Annotated in this window: 14 protein-coding genes; 7 read left to right on the plus strand and 7 right to left on the minus strand. The window is 49.4% G+C overall.

Translation table 11 applies throughout. The features are described from left to right. Nucleotides 1–139: 139 nt before the first annotated feature. The 5 genes from FJ146_10720 (at nucleotide 140) to FJ146_10740 (ending at nucleotide 5,114) form a co-directional block, all read left to right on the plus strand. The gene (locus FJ146_10720; GenBank protein MBM4252433.1) at nucleotides 140–685 is read left to right on the plus strand and encodes a hypothetical protein; all 546 of its coding nucleotides are present in this window, start codon (nucleotides 140–142) and stop codon (nucleotides 683–685) included. Between the two features lie 218 nt (nucleotides 686–903). Continuing rightward, on the plus strand, nucleotides 904–1,866 hold the full coding sequence (locus tag FJ146_10725; protein ID MBM4252434.1) for a hypothetical protein: 963 nt from the start codon (nucleotides 904–906) through the stop codon (nucleotides 1,864–1,866). Next, nucleotides 1,867–2,949, plus strand: coding sequence for a 4-hydroxy-2-oxovalerate aldolase (locus FJ146_10730; protein MBM4252435.1), 1,083 nt, complete (start codon nucleotides 1,867–1,869; stop codon nucleotides 2,947–2,949). It begins immediately after the preceding gene. 3 nt (nucleotides 2,950–2,952) lie between these two features. Continuing rightward, nucleotides 2,953–3,660: an RraA family protein gene (locus FJ146_10735; GenBank protein MBM4252436.1), complete on the plus strand. Its 708-nt coding sequence runs from the start codon at nucleotides 2,953–2,955 to the stop codon at nucleotides 3,658–3,660. Between the two features lie 251 nt (nucleotides 3,661–3,911). Further along, a complete protein-coding gene (locus FJ146_10740; protein ID MBM4252437.1) occupies nucleotides 3,912–5,114 on the plus strand; it encodes an ATP-binding protein in 1,203 nt (400 codons plus the stop codon). Between the two features lie 635 nt (nucleotides 5,115–5,749). On the opposite strand, the gene FJ146_10745 is transcribed toward FJ146_10740, so the two are convergent. Continuing rightward, nucleotides 5,750–6,454, minus strand: coding sequence for a queuosine precursor transporter (locus FJ146_10745; GenBank protein MBM4252438.1), 705 nt, complete (start codon nucleotides 6,452–6,454; stop codon nucleotides 5,750–5,752). Between the two features lie 306 nt (nucleotides 6,455–6,760). Between FJ146_10745 and FJ146_10750 the strand changes: the two genes are divergently transcribed. Continuing rightward, complete coding sequence (locus FJ146_10750) at nucleotides 6,761–7,783, plus strand: GNAT family N-acetyltransferase (GenBank protein MBM4252439.1); 1,023 nt, start codon at nucleotides 6,761–6,763, stop codon at nucleotides 7,781–7,783. 160 nt (nucleotides 7,784–7,943) lie between these two features. Then, on the plus strand, nucleotides 7,944–8,912 hold the full coding sequence (locus tag FJ146_10755; protein ID MBM4252440.1) for a hydrogen peroxide-inducible genes activator: 969 nt from the start codon (nucleotides 7,944–7,946) through the stop codon (nucleotides 8,910–8,912). Here FJ146_10755 and FJ146_10760 read toward each other — a convergent pair. The 6 genes from FJ146_10760 to FJ146_10785 form a co-directional block, all read right to left on the minus strand. Continuing rightward, nucleotides 8,863–9,165 (minus strand): hypothetical protein, encoded by a 303-nt coding sequence (locus tag FJ146_10760; protein ID MBM4252441.1) that lies wholly within the window; start codon nucleotides 9,163–9,165, stop codon nucleotides 8,863–8,865. The two genes, FJ146_10755 and FJ146_10760, sit on opposite strands and share 50 nt — an antisense overlap. A gap of 1,167 nt (nucleotides 9,166–10,332) precedes the next feature. After that, nucleotides 10,333–11,667 carry a M20/M25/M40 family metallo-hydrolase gene (locus FJ146_10765; protein MBM4252442.1) on the minus strand — a complete coding sequence of 445 codons (1,335 nt, stop codon included), beginning with the start codon at nucleotides 11,665–11,667 and terminating at the stop codon, nucleotides 10,333–10,335. 70 nt (nucleotides 11,668–11,737) lie between these two features. Further along, entirely contained in the window at nucleotides 11,738–14,005 is a 2,268-nt protein-coding gene (locus tag FJ146_10770) for an adenylate/guanylate cyclase domain-containing protein (GenBank protein ID MBM4252443.1), read from the minus strand. Then, nucleotides 14,002–16,308, minus strand: a complete 2,307-nt coding sequence (locus FJ146_10775; protein MBM4252444.1) for a hypothetical protein — start codon at nucleotides 16,306–16,308, stop codon at nucleotides 14,002–14,004. Before FJ146_10775 ends, FJ146_10770 begins: the two co-directional genes overlap by 4 nt. 155 nt (nucleotides 16,309–16,463) lie before the next feature. Continuing rightward, nucleotides 16,464–17,981 (minus strand): hypothetical protein, encoded by a 1,518-nt coding sequence (locus FJ146_10780; protein MBM4252445.1) that lies wholly within the window; start codon nucleotides 17,979–17,981, stop codon nucleotides 16,464–16,466. Between the two features lie 27 nt (nucleotides 17,982–18,008). After that, entirely contained in the window at nucleotides 18,009–18,677 is a 669-nt protein-coding gene (locus tag FJ146_10785; protein ID MBM4252446.1) for a hypothetical protein, read from the minus strand. Nucleotides 18,678–18,743 lie beyond the last annotated feature (66 nt).

Below are 18,743 nucleotides of genomic sequence, written 5' to 3' on the forward strand. Positions count from 1 at the left end.
TAGCGGTGAGACCATGTTCACTCTATTTGGATTAAGCATTCATGCTGGGTCTTGGATTGTGCTTGTCCTGATACCCCTGCAAGTCATGATCTTTCGTAAAATAAGCGGTCACTACGCACGGGTACGGAGGAGCATGGTTGTGGCCCTACCGACTGAACCGACTGAGGTCAGACACCGTTTTCTGGTACCAGTTGCTGATTTGTGGCCAACAACCTTGCAGTCATTTGCCTACGCCCTTTCGATACCAAATTCAGAAGTCACGGCCATTCATGTGACTGAGGAGTCAGCTACAAAAGCTGATTTCCAGAAAGAGTGGGATAGCTATGTTGCTAAATATCCTCTGCTGAAAGGCGTAAAGCTTCGAGTAATTGAGTCGCCATATCGTTCATTGATTGGTCCTCTACTTAGTGCGATTGACGATACTAGAGACACTGAACGCGGCGTCGTTGTCAGCGTTGTGCTAGCTGAATTTATCCCAGAGCACTGGTGGGAGAATTTTCTACACAATCAAACGGCACTGCGTCTAAAAGCCGCGCTCTTATTTCGCCCTGGCGTAGTCGTCATTAGTGTGCCCACGCAAATGAGGAGTCGCCAGACAGCAGCGGCAACGAAAGCAAGGGACGTCACACAGCAAACTCCGATTCTGGGTGTTAGCCTGAACAAAACGAGCGATTTTGCCAAATGATAACTTGGTAATCAATTTTGCCCCCTAATGCTAAATATCCGAGCATCGCCCTTGAGTGGAGATGCTCGCTGATCGACGCCGACAACAAATACCTGGAAGAGATCAGCTTATTGCAAAAAACTATAAGCTAAAGGCTCGAGACGTCTGATAAATCAAGTTATCTCGATACTAGTGAAAAACAGCGGACATCTGCTGAAAAAGAGAGTGACCAAATAGCCATGAATCTTTATGCCAACGCAGCCAGCTTCACTGGATCATTTATACTACTGGTATTTGCTACCTTATTTTTGAGATATCGAGGAGTCATTAGCAAGAGCGATGCGCCTTTAATCGCGCGCCTTACTGTCAATTTCATTTTGCCAGCTTTACTTGTCAGTAAGCTAATTTTTATCAAGTTAAGCCCACACGTACTTTTCGTGTCATCGCTGATTGTTGTGGCTGAATGTTTGGTTGGCCTGAGTGCTTACCTGATCGGACTACATGTTCTGAAGTTGCCGCGACCGTCGTTGGGTGTCTTTATACTTTGCTGTACTTTTGGCTCGACCGCCATCCTTGGATCCGCATTTATCACGGCCGTATTTGACCAGGACAAGACCGCCGTTGCCTATGCGCTGGTCATCAGTCAAATCTCGACCGGGGTACCGGCTTACATACTTTTCCCGCTTATTTCGAGTCACTTCGGAGAATCATCGGGACAACAGGAATCGTCATGGGTCAGGGCTAGAGACATACTTTTTTCCCCCACTGTACTTGCCATCATATTTGGACTTGGATGGAGTGCGCTGGAGCTACCTACCAATGGGTTGATCGTCACCCCTCTTGTTAATGCGGCTAATTTCATCGGGATGGGCTTGGTACTTATGGTGGCTCTGCTTAACGGCTTATCGTTAGACCGCATTCCGCTCAGGCAAAATCTGGCCGTCGTTGGCACCTGTGTCTTATGCCTATTATTGACCGAGCCGCTCTTAGTCTACGGATTAGGCAAGGTTTTTGACATCCCACTACGCGACCGACAGATATCGTTCATTTTATCAGGCATGCCATCGGCAAACTCAACGATAGCCTTCGCAATACGCTATAAATGCGATTCTAGGCTAGCTGCTATCCTAGTCACATCGACTGCGATCGTCGGAGCATTTTCGTTGCCAACTTTGATGGCGAATTTAAGCATTTTTAATTAGATCCCCTGTTCTCCAGAAAACAAAAAAGGAGCTACCTTGAAGTCTCTCACTAACACCCAGAGCAATTTGAAAACGCCAACCATCTTGGACACGACCTTACGTGACGGCTCTTATGTAATCGATTTTCAGTTTTCAGCGAGCGAGACATTCAGGATCTCAAAAAAACTTGATGATCTCGGTTTTGAGTTGATTGAGATAGGGCATGGGACCGGGCTAGGGTCGTCCGAGAAGAATTTGAGCAAGGCGGCGGCAACCGATGAAGAGTACCTAAAGGCAGGGTCAGAGGCAGTCGACAAAGGCAAATGGGGCATGTTTGCTATTCCCGGTATCGCTGAAGTGCGTCACTTGGAGTTGGCAGCATCTTACGGCATGGATTTTGTCAGGATTGGGACCGAAGTGGCCTCGGTAGACAAAGGCAGGCAGTTGATTGATGCCGCTAAGAAACTTGGCCTCTATGTACATTGCAACCTCATGAAGACCTACGTCGCCACTCCCGAGTATTTTGCTGCTCAAGCAGCAATATGTTTTGAGATGGGAGCTGACGCCGTCTATATCGTCGATAGTGCAGGCGGTATGCTGCCTATCGAAATACAGGCGTACATAGAGGCATTTCGGACGGTTAATCCCAAAGGCACACTTGGGTTCCACGGCCACAACAATTTAGGGCTCGCTGTCGCCAACTCTCTACACTGCGCTCTAAACGGAGTCGATATCATCGATACTTCGCTTCAGGGTTTAGGAAGATCGGCCGGCAACACCCCGATCAGTCAGTATTTGGCAGTTCTCACGCGCATGGGATTTTCTCACCGATTTGATCTGATTGATGTGATGGCATCGAGTGAGGAACTAGCTCGTCCCTTGGTACGAAATATTGGCATCGATACGATAGACGTGACCGCTGGACTGGCTCAGTTTCACTCGGGGTTTCTTGGTGCAGTTCAGAAAGCAGCAGATGCAAATGATATCGATGTGAGACGCCTCATCATTGAGCTCTGTCAATTGGATCGCCAGAAAGCCGATCAACAATTGATTAACGTAGCAGTGACAAATGTTCAGAAAAGCCTAAAGGTCCTGAGGTCTTAAGAAATGAATGTTCGCAGTAAATTAATCGACACGATCGTCAACGATAAAATTACCACGACCATGATTTGCGATGTCATGAACAAGACGGGGTACTTGCCCCAAATTAAGCCTATCAATCCCGGCTGCTTTGCTGCTGGCGAAGTAAGGTACGTGTTCGCCCATTCTGGCACTAATTATCACCTGCACCAACAGCTGGCTAATATCGAAGAGGATAAAATCATCTACGTCGACGCTATCGATTGTGATGAGCGAGCTGTCTTTGGTGACATAGTCACGCAATATTTGCTGGAACATCGTCGAGCTCGGGCCATCGTCACGAGTGGATATATGCGCGATGTGAACGATCTGATCCGCGAGAAGTGTTTAGTTTGGTGCCATGGCGGCACCCCAATTGGCTGCCATAACGTCAATGTCCCGGTGCCTCCGGCTACCGCCGCATTGGTTGAAGAACGCCGCAAGCTGTTCGAGGAATCGATACTGATCTGCGATGACTCTGGCGTTGCTATGCTGACTCCCAATTGGATGACTCCGGACTTTGAGCAAAAGCTTGCCTTTATCGAGGCTCAAGAGGCCGTGTGGCACTACTGCGTCAATACTCTCAAATGGAGTACCTACGAGACGGTCGCTCTGAAGAAGTACTTCGACGTACCAGACATGATTCCGCAAGAGCTGATGGCTCAGCTCCGCGAATTTGATAGCAGCATCCGATAAGCCAGATGACTCAAGTATCAATCTTAGCGGTGAGATAGCCGCTAAGACTCAGTAAAATTCACCTGAGATTTTGTCGTAAATATTCAGGCACTTATCCTCAATTTGTATGCTGGGAAACTATACTGACAGCCCAGTTTTGTTGGTCTTTTTTCAGTCTCGCCGCTCAAAAGTATGCGGATCTGTTGACAAATACTTCAGCATCCACGTATCTTCAGTACATTGAAGAAATTTGTTCATGATACTGAAGATTTATGAAAAAAGTATATTTCAGGAATAATGTCATACAATTAGAGGAGAGGCTTCGCTCCGGCTCATCCCGCCTTCAGGTCCTTTTTGGCCCTAGACAGGTCGGCAAGACGACTCTAGCGCGTCAAGTTGCTGAAAGTCTGACTTGGCCTTTTCACTTTGCGACAGCCGATGCAGTTGGGACCGCGACGACACCCTGGCTCATATCGCAGTGGGAGCAAGCGAGACAGCTCCAAGGGCTAAAGCCCTCATTACCCGCTTTGCTCATCTTAGACGAGGTGCAAAAAATACCCAATTGGTCCGAAATAGTAAAAAAACTTTGGGATGAAGAAAAGGCCTCGGCCTCTGAACTTCGTGTGGTCATTCTCGGCTCATCCCCCTTACTGATGCAAAAAGGTCTGAGTGAAAGTCTCGCAGGGCGCTTTGAGGTTATTCCTGTCACGCACTGGACCTTTCAGGAAATGCATCAGGCTTTCGGATGGAACCTAGACCAGTACATCTATTTTGGTGGTTATCCAGGATCCCATGACATTATTAATGACCGCGAACGTTGGTCGCGATTTATTTTAGACTCATTGATCGAGACAACTTTGTCCCGTGACATTTTTTTGATGGCTCGCATAGACAAGCCAGCACTCTTTCGCCAACTATTTGAACTTGGTTGCCTCGCTTCGGGACAAATTCTCTCCTTCCAAAAAATCATGGGCCAACTTCAAGAAGCAGGGAATGCAAGCACACTAGCTGGGTATCTTCATCTAATGGAGGGAGCTGGGTTACTTGCTGGAATTTTGAAGTTTGCGAATGCTGAGCCTAGACGTAAGGCCTCTAGTCCAAAGTTTCAAGTTTTCAACAATGCTCTGCTGACAGCTTGGCAAGGGAAAGGTCTAGAGCAGGCCAAGGCTGACCCAGAGCTTTGGGGGAGACTAGTAGAAAGTGCTGTTGGAGCCCATCTCCTGAACGCAAGTCGCAGCGACTCCATCAAACTCAGCTATTGGAATGTGGGCGAGAAGGAAATCGACTATATATTATGCTATCGGGAGCAAGTTCTGGCGCTTGAGGTCAAAAGTGGACGAAGGTCAGCTAAGCTATCCGCGATAGAACAGTTTGCTAAACAAAACCCACGGGCAAGATTTCTTACAGTTGGTTCCGGGGGAATGAATTTGGAACATTTTTTTTCAATTTCACCTAGGCAATTATTTAAAGACTAGTGTGAATTTTGGTCACTAAAGGATTATGACGTTTACTTCGATATTACCGAGGTCAACGAGGCCGCAGTCGCATCGGCTGATGGACTAGATTTGCAAAGCTACCTCGCCTACGGATGTCTGTCCGCAAGACAAGCACGACCTACAATTTCGTGACGCCAAATATTTCACATCATCTCACTTGAATTTGGATGAAAGTGCAGGTTGGGGGCGCATCCGAGAGTTATCCTAGAGTTGATAGCTCAGATCGATAAATGGATAGCCTGTGCGTATTTAACAAGGCTTGCGAACCATTCGATACTCGGAATGTGGACGCGGTGATGAGTGCCAATGGAGTGGGCAGTAATCACAAAAGTCTAAACTATCCGTTTGGATCAGGTAAAAGTCGCCATCCGCAACCCGGCCTACACGGAAGTTTATTGCGGGTGCTGAGGTTTGCGCCGCCGACAGACTCCGGCCCTATGGGGCCCTCCAGCTGTCCGCAGAGTGAAAACAATCCTAACGCACCCGCCGTCCTGAGTATGGCCATGTCGGGCTCTCAAATTGGAGAGCCCGCATTGCCTGATACATGATACATTCTAAGTAAACTTAGACCCGTAATTCTTGCGGGGCCATGTCATGCGCAAGTCTGCGCTTCTTTATATCAGCCCAGTTGCTGGATGTTTTCTTGTAACCAGACTGAAGGGATTAAAGTTAGTTTCGCGGTCAAAGAAGTTTTCTCCCTCGGCGCGTTTTAGAATGCTCACTACTTTGTAAGTCACTGGCGTAGCTAAGATCTCCCAGATGATTTTGAAGGCATAATCACCAAGCATAACTTTGACCAATAATGAAGTTGGCCAATGGCCCAAGAAGGCGACTGGATAGAAAATAAATGAGTCAACACCCGCGCCGACAACGGTGGACGAGATGGTTCGGGTCCAAAGCCAACGACCGTCTGTATATACCTTCAACTTAGCAAGTACGAATGAGTTCGCAAATTCACCGACAAAAAATGCCAGGATTGATGCTGCAACAAGCCGAGGCGTTGAGCCAAATACTGACTCCAAGGCAGATTGCCCGGTGAATCCTGCTGCAGACGGCATAGCTAGGACTATCCAAGACATGAGGCTGGCGAATATTAATGACGCGAAGCCAGCCCATATAACGCGCCTCGAATAAGCATACCCGTAGACCTCAGTTAGTAGGTCCCCGAATAGATAACTTAACGGAAAAAATAAACTGCCGCCGCTAACCGTCAGACCAAGAACGGTGATGGGCTTCTCGGCGCCGATAAGATTAGTGCAAAGCATCGTGGCGACAAATGCTGCCATAATAAAATCGTAATATCGGTATTTCTTTTGCATGGGTTCTTAGCTTTCGGAGAGCGCCTATTCCGGCGATGAACTTAAGCATGACAATTTCATGATCGAGCGGATCTAGGAGAAAGTGAAATATCTCGAAGCGATCAGATTATTGCTTAAAACTATTGGCCAATTGCGGCATGGCATATGGTGAAATCTTCGGATATTGGACTTTAGCGCGCCTCTCACGCTCAATAGCCGCAGGCTATCAACCCATAGAGAACGCGAACTTAATTCCGACGGTAATCCGTTCGATACTGGATCTGTAGGGCGGAAGATCCCGCCTCAATCAATTAAGAGGAGTCCAGTATGAATCTCGCTTATCTATACCGCCATACAACTGATTCTTTTCCGCTACTGGCAAATGTCGAACCAGTTCGGTCCAGCGACCCTGTTACCATCGCGCGCACTGGGAGTGCTGAGCGGACGGACCTCCAAAAACAGCTAATGGTCCGCAGTATGACCAGGGAAGAACTCGATCTGACTCTCAGCTGGGCCGCCAAGGAGGGGTGGAACCCAGGCTTAGACGACGCGTCAGTATTCTGGTCAACTGAGCGCGACGGACTCTTTGTCGCCGAGGTTGATGGGGAGATCGTTGGCACAGGATCTGTGGCGCGTTACCAGCCGAACACCTACTTTCTTGGTCTCTTCATCGTACGCCCTGATCTCAGGGGCCAAGGACTCGGTCGCCGGGGCTTTGATCACTGGCGTCGCGTCGTCAGTCGCCGCGCGGCAGGGCCTTCGCGTGAGGCTCCAGTAATCGGTATGGATGCTGCTCCAGAGATGCAGCGGTTTTATGCGGCCAACGGATTCCAATTTGCCCATCAGCAAACCAGATTCTGTTGCACTGTTGGAGCCTGGGCCCAGTATCCGACCTTGAGTCACGAAGCAATCCTTGACCTCTCTGTACTGCCGTTTGACATGGTTGAAGCTTTCGACCGTCAGCATTTTGGTGCACTGCGTAGTGACTTTTTGAAGCAGTGGATCTGGCCGTCGTCGGGTGCGGCTCGTGCCGTCGTCGGAGCCGACGGAGCCATCAAAGCGATGGGAGTGATTCGTAAGGCAGTCCGTGGCTGGCGCGTTGGACCCCTATTCGCGACAGAAACCGAAGCCGCTAATTTGCTACTCCATGACCTTTGCTACAGGGCAGAGGTGCCCGCTGGCGACAAGGTCTATATCGACGTACCTAACGTCAACAACGCTGCTATGGAACTGGCTGATTCGTACCAAATGGAGGTCGACTCAACATTTGGCCGTATGTACTTCGGAGACGCACGCCCCGCGGTACGGTGGCAGCAAGTCTACGGCATAACTACGCTTGAACTTGGCTAGGCTTTACGCCAGGCAAAAAAGTCGGATGAGGCTGGAGCTAACTCTAATAAAGTCCACCGCAAGGCTCGGAATAGGTCAACACACTGGCATCATTTATAGGCTTCAGCTATAATCACAGAGCTGAAGCCTATAAACTAAAAAACAGCGATTCCAGATACTTATGACCCTCACGCAGATCGAATATGCCATTGCCGTGGCCAAATTCCTAAGTTTTCAAAAGGCTGCGCAAGCCTGCCATGTCGCTCAGCCTAGCCTGAGTACACAAGTCAAAAAACTTGAGGACCAACTCGGGGTCAAACTCTTTCAGAGATCCACCAATACCGGAGTCACCGTCACCGAGGTGGGCCTGCGCGCAATTGAGCAAATGCAGGTGATCGTGAATGAGGCGAATCGACTAGAGGGCATCTGCTCCGATCACAATGTGCAGTTAAGTGGAGTCGTCCGTCTCGGGATCGTGCCGACGGTGAGTCCTTATCTGATTCCGTTATTTTGGTCGGCATTTCGCAAGCAGTATCCCCACGTGAAGCTGGAACTCCACGAAGAGCCCACCAAGAGACTTATGGAGGGTCTAAGAGCGGGGCGCGTTGACATCACGATCATGTCGCCGCCTAAAGATGCTCCCGACTTCGTGATCGAGAAGCTGCTCTATTACGAGCCGTTCGTGCTCTATGCTAGCCCCGATCACCCCCTACTTGCGACGACTGAGGTAAAAAGCCCCGTCCTCGCCAAGCACGACCTCATCACTATCGATGAAGCCCATTGCATGAGGGAGCAAGTCCTCGCCGCATGCGGCAAGTTAGACAATCCAAATGACAGTGGGGTGCTCCGCAACGGCGGTATCCCTGCCCTAATCTCATTGGTCGATGCCGAGAGCAGTTACACCCTTATTCCTAAACTAGCTGAGTCTATACTTAGTCCCGACCAGCGACGGCGCGGAGTGAGACCCGTCGTAGCTAAAACACCGTATCGTCGTATCAGTATCGTTTATAACCGCAACCAGGTACGCAAGCGCTTAATGGAGGCCCTTTTTCAGTGCATTCGGTCCTGCAAATTGCCAGATTCCGTCTCCTTGTCAGCGCCTAAAGGCAACGTGCATGAACCGTCGTTAGACCATTTTCAGCAAGTGTAGCTAGTTGGTTCCATTTTAGAGCAACGGACTCCGTGCCAACGTTCCGTCGGCTAAGAGCATCTAATTCAGCCTCAAGCCGATAACCCAAATCAAGGCTTGCGCAGCTAAGTTGTTGGATCATGCAGGTCTGGACAGAATGCTGCGCTTCACTCAGACCTCTCGCGATGTTTACAACTAAATTAGCGCGCCCCTCATCACTCAGCTCACGGTAAAAAATATCCCACCTGCGTGTGAATATCTCTAGCCGAGCCATAGGCGCTCGGGGCTGTATTCACAACTTCCACCGCTGATTCAAAGACGATCTGACCAACTTTCAGTATCGATATCTCGTCGGATCTAACGCGGTACTTGCGATCACTGGTATCTGAGGAGGCACCATTAAGCTGCATCACTGGCGCGACCAGAGCCATGAGACGCCACGAGCCGGAACTGGTACCCTCTTGGTGCGATATATAACCTTATTTAACCGCTACGGGAGGCAAGCTCCGTCGCCCCTCGAGACCACTCAAAGTTTGGTAGGTACGACATGGAGTCAAAAAGGTACATCAGAGGCATTTTTTGAAATCAACCGTAGTTCCGTAGAAGGATCCGATGGCTGCAACGGATTTGGACAAATCGAAGAGAATGAAGGAGAAGCATATTTCATTTTCGCCCCTGATGGGACAATCAAGCAGAATGCGCAAATCGTTTATGATATGATGCTGTGCGATCCTTGGCCTCAAGGCTTGTCGTCTTACCCATCGTCGTGCTGGAAGTCCTATCGGCTTTACGGCGGTAAACTATCGATCACCACTGCTGACGGAACAATTCACACGTTTACACAGCGGTATTCATCGCCCAAGTGAGCTTTAGTCCCACTTCCGGTGCTGCGACTAAACTTTAAACCCCAAAATTAGCAGCGATCATCCTAGCTCCTACTGATAGACACTAACCATGAGTTCATAGGCCGATCGATGGCTCGTAAACAAAGCGTGATCACGAAGTAAATGCTAAACATCAAAATATGAATAAAACCGGCATGAGGGGATTTCATCATGTTTACTGAATTTCGCGGTATCACCAATTCTAGCTACTTTGCAGGATCATGCGGCGGAGCGCCATTGGCTGCAGTGAAGCGATACATAGAGGGGCAAAACACGCCAGGGTAGACTCGCGAGCTACTGCGTGCTCGCTCGGGCGTGTGCCTTATATCTCCGCCGTGAACGGCGGAGATATAAGGCACGTAGAATAAAGTTCTGGCTTGGATTGAGTCGGTAAGACGTGAGCCGAGCGCTAAGGTCATCGACGCCCACGATGGGAGTTACGTTGGAACGCCCCATTCCCATGGACACGGTCATAGTCATAGCCACTAGGGACTGATTGAAGGTGCCTCTGCCGTGGACACCCTTAAAGTAAGGGCGGAGCAGAGGCTCATCGGTGTCTAGAAAGTCGTAAGTACCGCTACAGCGCGCGCAACTAAACGCGTCATCCGCGTTAAGTAGTCCGCATTGATCCGTTTAAACTGGTCACAGCTGCGGTGATAACAGGGGTTACCGTCCCCGCCAAAGAAGTTTTCCGACACCACGACGGCTGGGATTCCTGCGCGCCAAAAGCTCGCGTGATCACTGCGGTTGGTGCAAGCACGCTCAGGTCGCAGGCGCAATTCAACATCAGAGGCGGCAATACGTCGAAAAACCTGGGCTAACCTATCAGACTCGTTTTCCGCGCAATCAATGACATGAAATGCACCGTCCTCGCGCGACTGATAGGCAAGCATCTCGAGATTGATCGCACCGACTATCTGGGAGAGCTCACCACGAGAACGAAGTGCGGAAACGTAAGCTTTTGATCCCACGAGCCCAATTTCTTCCTCGTCAAACGCCACCACGCGTAGCGTTACCTTGAGTGGTAGATCCTTGAGGGCCTTAGCAATGGCAAGTGCAGCGACCGTTCCTGAGGCGTTATCATCAGCTCCTGCATTACCGACGGAATCTAAGTGAGATGACAGTATAAGCACCCGCCCCGGATCTTCACCTACGCGTTCTGCCACAAAGTTGGCACTGCCGGTGAAACTGAGACCTGCGTAACTCTCCTCGCGAACCGTATAGCCAAGAGCCTCATACTCCTGTCTCAACCAGTCACGAGCGTACTGCTTCATTTCGCCTTGGCGGCGTTCGCGAATCAACACCTCGCGTCCAGCGATCTCCGCTTTTTGCTCACCCGCTAAGGTGCGTAGTCGATCGAGCAGATAGACCTGGTCAATGTCCACCTTGGGAACTTGCAAATCCAAATCACTCGGTCCCGCGGCGATAAACTTCGATACATGACCTAGCCCATCACTAGGAGGGGACTCCTGCTCTCTCTCCGCCACGACCTCACCGTAGACGGTTGGCTGATCGTCAATGAGATGTAGGTCGGCGTTATGGGGTAGTGATAGGACGGCAAAGTTACCAAAGCGCCTCAGCTCCCCTTTTAGCTTATTGGAACTATCTTTCTGCACTTCAGCTACAACTAATTGCTCTCCATCATTAGGGAACAGGATAGCAGTAGCTACGGCTGCTGAGACTGGATTTTTGGTGGCAACAAAATGATAGGAATCATCAGCGAGCCGATTCAGATACCTATGCACAGCCCCCTTTTTAACCAGCGAAAAATAGACCCCTTGGCTCGTATCACCGGCTAGGCCTCGGTCGCCGAGGGCAAAAGTTAGGCCCCATAGGCTCGATGCCAAAGCACTGCCAATAAGAAGTGACCTTAATAGCCGTACGCGCATCATCCTAAGTCCTCACATCTGAGTTTAGATTGCTACGACGACCATACATGATTTCGCGGCAAAAACGAAGATCTTAAGCGATATCTCGCATGGGATCCAAGGCCCCATTCACCTCGTTAAGGGCCCCAAACCTGCCCTTTAGTATGTCATAGATAAAGCCACGTTGAGCTTTATTACCGCCGAATAATTTAAGACCATGCTCAAATCCGCTACCCACGGCCTTGCCCCAACGCACCTCTACGCTCAGGTTATCGAGCAACTTATCCGCTAGGGCTTTGTTCACATCGGGGTCACTGGTAACAACCTTGACTGGGATGACTGACCTTTGCCCAAACAGATCCGCACCCCCGACACGGAACCCAAAAAGTGACAAATCTTTAACGACAAAAGTCCCGTACGGACTCTCGAGTCGCACAGCGCCCGACTCCTTAACATCGACGATTTGATCAAAGGACATGACCCCAATCTGATCCAAGTAACGCCGCTCCACTTCGAACAGAATCTCGTGACGATCGAAAAACGGGTCGTACTCGCAGGCCCTTACGAGCCCTGTCTGGTGCTTAACGGCAATCGCGATATCAGAAAATCCGGCATCGCTGACCCCGATCCGCTCGAGCTGGTCGCGACACTCTGTACTAACGATTATCTTAAACGGTGTGCACGCCGTTTCAAGCCGTCTGGCGAAGTTAACACCGGACCCTACCATGGTGAAATCAATGCGCGCCTCGCCACCGATGTTACCGACGCTCACGGAAGCACAATGAATCCCTATGCGTACAGGCATGATTCGATTTGCATTTTTACCGGCCATCGCGCCTCTAGCCTCAGAGACTGTCATCTCTTGAATCCGGATTCCAGCGCGGAAGGCATTCATGACGCTTTCCGTCAGTGGCAACCCCCCCTCGGTCCCAAAAAAGCAAAGGAGCCCGTCGCCCAATGCCCGATCGATAGACCCACCGAATCCCGCGACAACCGCTGAAATCTCGCGCATTCTGTCGGCTAGCTCCGTGAAGGCACGACGCGACGGCAATGGTGTCGCCATTTGCGAAAACGACACAATATCGATAAACATGACACACACTTCTGTTGACTCACTGATAGCACCGTGGTGCCTGATAATCTTGCGGCGCTCTGCTTCCACTTCTCGGAGCCGCACGGCCAACAGCGTCGAGAAAAAACAACTAAGTCCCACACTAGCCAAAAGGTAGGTGTTATTTGTGTAGACATCACCACCAATGACGCCAAACAATGAGGCACACGACACCAGCCAAGATGCTAAGTACCCCGAATTCAATACCGCCCATTCCATGGCGCGAATATGGCGCAAGTAACGGCGCATCTGTAGCTGTCTAAAAAATAAAAGCGCTGTCCCAGTTGCGATGGTAAACACAGAGCCAACCTGAGGGGCCAAAAAGGGAATCGCTAACCCCACACCGAGAAGACTGCCGTAGATCATTACATTGCCACGTTTGATGCGTCGATGATTACGTGCAAATCTGCAATAATCGTTCTGAAAAAGCACTAGGAGGCTGCAGGCGCAAAGAAATAGATACTGTATACCGAGTGAGAATCCCACCAAACTACGACCAAGTCTGGGCCAAAGAGTCGCCATAGTGCCCGTAAGGAACAGAGCCTCCGCACTGATCACAAAGAGGAATGCACCGTAACTAAAAAAAACACGCTGCCGCGTCACTAAAAACAGAAATATATTGTAGACACCCATACCAAAAGCGCACCCAATCAGGATACCAACGATGATATTAGTAGCTGTAGTATTGGCTTCAAATTCAGCCTCATCAGTCACGGTCAACGTTGATGGCAATGACCCTTTTGCCACTGTCTTGACATACAAAGTCCGCATCGAAGTTGGCGACGATGTAAACCGAAAACCATCTATCAACGGTCTGTACTTTGGACCTAGGTGGCGACCGTATCCAGATTGCCTAGAATCTATGACCTGCCCACCTTCCACCAGAAAATAGTCAATCTTTTCAAGAAAAACATCTGGTACCACGGCACGCAGCTTCGCCACCAATATACCGGTTGGTTTTATTTTCAGCCGACTCCAACGGTATTCATATGCTATTTTTGTATGACGTAAAGACGATTGATCTTGAGAATTCCACAGTCTCTCGTCGAGGTTTATGATTGCCTCAATGCCTGGATCATGCGCCCCGCTAACATACTGGTCAAAAGGTGCTGAGCTCTCTAGGCCTCGCGGCATGATTGCTCCGACTAAAATAATCACGACCACCGAAAAAATCGGGATATTAACAAGCAAGCTACGCTTTAGAAAACGCTTCTTAAATTTTGAAATTGCTTCATATTGTATAATTTTCATGAGGCCATCTCCATCGCCGCAAGCGACACTGGCACCACACTAGTGGCCTTGACGAGGATATCATTAAGCAGTTTAAGCTGATGATCATTCGCCCCAAGCACCTTCATCCCATGCAAGAAATCTTTGCCGTCACGCCGACTCCACCGCACCTCTACCGTGATATCACGCATGAACATGTCGTTAAGCACAGCATCTAAATCGGGTACATTTGTTTCAACCCTGAGTTCGACTATAGATTTTTGCGCTAAGAACATATTACCGACGCACTGGAATCCACCGGGCGAAAAATCGATGACTTTGAAGGCTCCACTGGGCCCGAAGAGAGCGATTTTAGGCTGACCATCAGGACGCACTCGATCCTGACGCTGGCTACTGCTTAGGCGATTGCGATACATTTTCGTGGCCATATTAAGCGCTTCAGGGTCCTGGACAAAAGGGTTAGCCTCGTAACCCCTCACTAAGTCTGACTTGTGCTTAACCGAGAACATAATAGACTGAAATGCTTCACTATCAACACCCTCTGCAATGAGGCTCTGACGCGACGACTCACTGATCATGATCTTAAATGGTGCACAAGCGGTCTCAAGCTGGCCAGCAAAACTAACGCCTGACCCTACCATAGTAAAGTCCACCAACTTATCACTTCCGATATTGCCTATCGTCACTTGATCCGTGTGGATCCCTATCCGTACAGGCAGTGGAAAGTCATCGGCGTCTAGTCCGTAACGTTCGTAAATGGCCAGCGCCGATGCCACTGTGTCCTGCTGAATTTTTGCGGCTGCATTATAAGCATCGACGACATGACGGTTATTTTTGCTCCCTGCGCCACCGCCAAAAAAGCAGATGATCCCATCACCAACCGATCGATCGACCGTCCCACCAAATGAGTGAATCACTTTTGTCATCTCATCTAATCGCCTGGTCAACTTGTTTAAAACGGCACCGGAATCGAGTGCATCAGCAATTTGCGCAAATGACACGATATCGATAAACATGATTGATACGTTTACATCAGCGGCATTTCTACGGTCACGAAACTCTTCACGTAAAATGGCATTTAGGCGGCTTTTAGGACCATGCGACCTAATGGTCTCTTGTGCCGAAAGGTTTCCGCTATGCAATTCGCGCACCCTAGCTGCTACGGAAACAGAAAAGAAAAGACCGGCCCATATCATACCTAAAACATACATCCTATCGACATGGATATTAGACTTTATATATCCCGACCAAGCTGCAAAGCTGATGATTCCAGCGAAAGCAGCGCCGCGGACCGCAATGTTATAGTAGTAAGATGACTGTAGATTACTGCGAAAAATTTTGAAGGCACTGTATTGAAACACCGTAATAAAAAGAAACACAACAGCTACCACAATCATGACCGATAACGGCAGAATTGGCGCAGCCAAGACGACCGCCATCGCGCCTATGCGGGCAAAGGTCAGGATCTGGTCCGACAACGGCAGGTCGGATCTCCGCTCCATCAAGCGACTGGCAAACATCGTCTGCGTAATGATTGCCACCAACACTAAATCCGCCAAGAGCCGAATCATCGTGTCAAATTTTATTGCGATGGATGGCCAAATCGTATGAAAGCAACCAGTGCCGATAAGAGCAAAAAGAATGACCGATAGCTGGAATATTGAATTATAAACATAGGATTTATAGCGCAGTGAAAGGTAAAGACATGCGTTAAAGAGCAATAACCCAATTGCTGAACCGATAAGGATCGCTGTGATTAACTCGCGAATCCGGTGATAGCGATCGAATGTACTGCGACTCAAGACGGTCAAAGGAGTCACCAAAAATCCGCGCGTAGAAATCCGAACAAACAGAGTGATTTCCTTGTCACGGTATCCATGGAAGGCGAATGTGTATGCTAGCCCCTTAGTTTGGAACTCTCCGTCACTAGCGTCGAGTCCTTGCGATGACCATTTGACCAGATGTCCGTCCCGCATGACGTAAAAGTCAACGTTCCGTAACGCATAAAACTCAACATCAGCCACGTACTCTGGTGGCGACTCTTCGGTGGTCGCTGGGATTTTGATCCTAAACCAAGCGGTCCTGTCGGAAAAATTGTCAAGAGGGATCGCATGGAGGGTTTTGGGCTCCCAATCAGAGCTAGGCAATTGATCGACATCGTATACATTAAGGTCACTTAAGCCTTCATTGAGAATCTCGACTTTAAATAGCGATCGCGGCGCCGCCGGGATTGCCTTTAAGATGGGCACTAGCAGCAGAAAAAACGGAATTGCCGCCCATGCTTTTAGCGTTTTGAGTAGAAATTGTTTAGTTGCGAGAGTCACCGGGCAGAGCCTTTTAGTATACGTAAGATAACCCGCATACTAATCGGGAAAAGACGTCGCAAAGTTTAAGGTAGCTAATTCCGATTTTTTGAAGGAATGACAAAATCCAAGAAAATAAGCCGTATTATCTGAGGGCTTTTAAAAATGGGAAAGTATTAGGAAAACCAGCGAGACCTGTCCAAAGCCAGGAAGTATACGTTGTATGTGCACTCATCTTGCCAAAGTTGGGTCAATTTTTCTCCCAGGTCGGGATAAAGTGTTCTGATGGTACGATCCAAAATATAAAAGCGACCAGAATTTCCTCCGCGACAAAAGGTGAGGAGTTCCTCAGTAACCTTGTACTGCGTGGCCTTCTGAAAATATTGATCTGCATAGAGCTGGTCGTTGATTTCCCGTAGCGACCCAGATACTTGTTGCGCCGCAAAAAAGTCAAGTTGCGCCACAACAATTTGTCTTTTGGTCCCCCACAACATCAGAGCACCGAATATAAGTGTAAACAAAGCCCGTCGGGTATCTCTCATGCCACGCGCGGCGACTTGGCGGTAGGCAAATAGCGCCGGAATTAAGGTGAGGGAGATGGCAGGAACGAGATAGCGCGGTCCAAATCCCCAGTCCCCGCGGCTATTTTTCCATCCGCCTGCAACGATGACAATCACGAGCAAGTTCAGCCAGATAAGCCAGCTCTCCCGCGGATAGATCTTGGCGTGAATTTTTGCACCCAAAAGCGCAAACACTACAACCGGAAAGTATATAAATACACTCCCTGTCGGCCCGATGAAATAATCAGGTAGCGAGTTCTTAAAATGAGCGAGATCATACCAGTCACTGCGTACGCGCGGAAAAGCCGGTCCTAGCCCCATCTGCAAAACGCTACCGAATTTATAGTAGTTTAGTGCCAATTGTAGGATACCGCACAGCGTCATAAAAAATACGCCACAGTATGCCAGACGTCGCGACTCACGCGCATCGAGGCGCCGCCAAAAGAGAGCTAGCAACACAAAGCCGAAAAAAAGACAGTAGTAAACCTTGGTATGAACTAGCGTCGTCAAAAGCACCGAGATCAGGATCATCAGCTGCATCGGTCGAGCCGACTTCCCCAACGTCTCTGGATGAGCCAAATAGTGATCCAGATATCTAAATAAACACAAAATCCCCGCAAGCTGCACCATCTGCAATAGTTCTGAGCTCTGTGCCCTTAAATAAAAGGAGATTGCAGTCGCAAAAAGGTAAGCGAATATGCATACAACGCCCCACAGCGCGGCCTGGGACTTCCGGGCAATCACGAGTAATGCGGCGAGGAATAGTGTCGCTAAAAGCGCGTTCCACGTATTTAACGCTAAAATCAGTCGCAACGGCTGAGCATCCGGCCCCACCACGGCCATTGGTGCTAAAAACGAGAGGGTGTTGGTGAGGCCCCAACGCGAAAAGTAGGCCTGGCGCTCCTGATTTTCCCAAAAGTACTGATCAGGTTGACTTTGGGGTGGTAGGAGATTGGCTGGAATCTCCTCCTTGTCCGCGAAAGGAACGCCCAAAGTATGATGCTTGAGTAAATACCGAGCCTCGTGCCTGATGGCGACGGGATCACCAGCAAAGACGAAGAACGGCTGCGTCATCAGCTGAAACAGGAAGAATAGGCCAAGTATCAGATAAAATGATCGCGAGCTGAGGCGCATATCTCTCGACCCTATCCTGCCATGACATTATTTACCGCAAGCGATCTCATGCTTAGTTTCAGAATCTTTAGTCGCCAGGAAGCGTGCTTCCACGATCTGAGCAAATGGTCTCGCGGTATCAAATTTGTCGCTGAGGATAACGAGCAGCTCTTTGTTTTCTCCGCTGTACTTAGCCTTCGTAGTCATAAAAACCGTCGGTTTACCCTCGTGTTTGTCGTCACGACGAATAAAGGTCACATCCACAGGTTGCTCTTTGGTCCCCAGCGTCTTCTTATCTTCGGGCAAGGTGTAATCAAGAATTTTGCCAGGCTCCACATTACCGCTTCCAGTAATGAGGAATCCCCCGTCACCGATGCCTTCGCTGTATTGAAACCCAAATGAGAACGACTCGCTGACACTTCCAGGTCGAACCTTATTGGCATCACGTCGCATGTGATTAAACGAACATCCATAAGCAGGCTTACGAAGAGCGTAAAGCGACTTCCCTTTGATAACGGTCATCCTTTTGGTGCCCCAGTCATCACAAGTTGTGACACAGCCGACCAAACTCGAAGCAGCGAAAGCCCCACCGCAGGTTTCTTCGCACTGGGCTGCTGCGGCGGTTAACTGCGAGCCTTTGCCATCCTGGCTGGCACCATCAGAGGTACTCTTGCAGGCTGCTGCGACGACAACGAGACCGAGAATTGCCTTCTTCATACTAACCCCGTGTACCTAAATTTGATGATTTAGTGACAGGATAGCATGTAAACCCAGGAAAATGCA

It is taken from the genome of Deltaproteobacteria bacterium (assembly GCA_016874735.1).
In the GTDB taxonomy this organism is placed as follows: domain Bacteria; phylum Bdellovibrionota_B; class Oligoflexia; order Oligoflexales; family CAIYRB01; genus CAIYRB01.

Excerpts from the sequence above, each read along its gene's own strand:
- FJ146_10755 (MBM4252440.1), top strand. The coding sequence starts at position 7,944 with ATGACCCTCACGCAGATCGAATATGCCATTGCCGTGGCCAAATTCCTA.
- FJ146_10765 (MBM4252442.1), bottom strand. The coding sequence starts at position 11,667 with ATGATGCGCGTACGGCTATTAAGGTCACTTCTTATTGGCAGTGCTTTG.
- FJ146_10735 (MBM4252436.1), top strand. The coding sequence starts at position 2,953 with ATGAATGTTCGCAGTAAATTAATCGACACGATCGTCAACGATAAAATT.
- FJ146_10770 (MBM4252443.1), bottom strand. The coding sequence starts at position 14,005 with ATGAAAATTATACAATATGAAGCAATTTCAAAATTTAAGAAGCGTTTT.
- FJ146_10785 (MBM4252446.1), bottom strand. The coding sequence starts at position 18,677 with ATGAAGAAGGCAATTCTCGGTCTCGTTGTCGTCGCAGCAGCCTGCAAG.
- FJ146_10745 (MBM4252438.1), bottom strand. The coding sequence starts at position 6,454 with ATGCAAAAGAAATACCGATATTACGATTTTATTATGGCAGCATTTGTC.
- FJ146_10740 (MBM4252437.1), top strand. The coding sequence starts at position 3,912 with ATGAAAAAAGTATATTTCAGGAATAATGTCATACAATTAGAGGAGAGG.
- FJ146_10780 (MBM4252445.1), bottom strand. The coding sequence starts at position 17,981 with ATGCGCCTCAGCTCGCGATCATTTTATCTGATACTTGGCCTATTCTTC.
- FJ146_10750 (MBM4252439.1), top strand. The coding sequence starts at position 6,761 with ATGAATCTCGCTTATCTATACCGCCATACAACTGATTCTTTTCCGCTA.
- FJ146_10725 (MBM4252434.1), top strand. The coding sequence starts at position 904 with ATGAATCTTTATGCCAACGCAGCCAGCTTCACTGGATCATTTATACTA.
- FJ146_10760 (MBM4252441.1), bottom strand. The coding sequence starts at position 9,165 with ATGGCTCGGCTAGAGATATTCACACGCAGGTGGGATATTTTTTACCGT.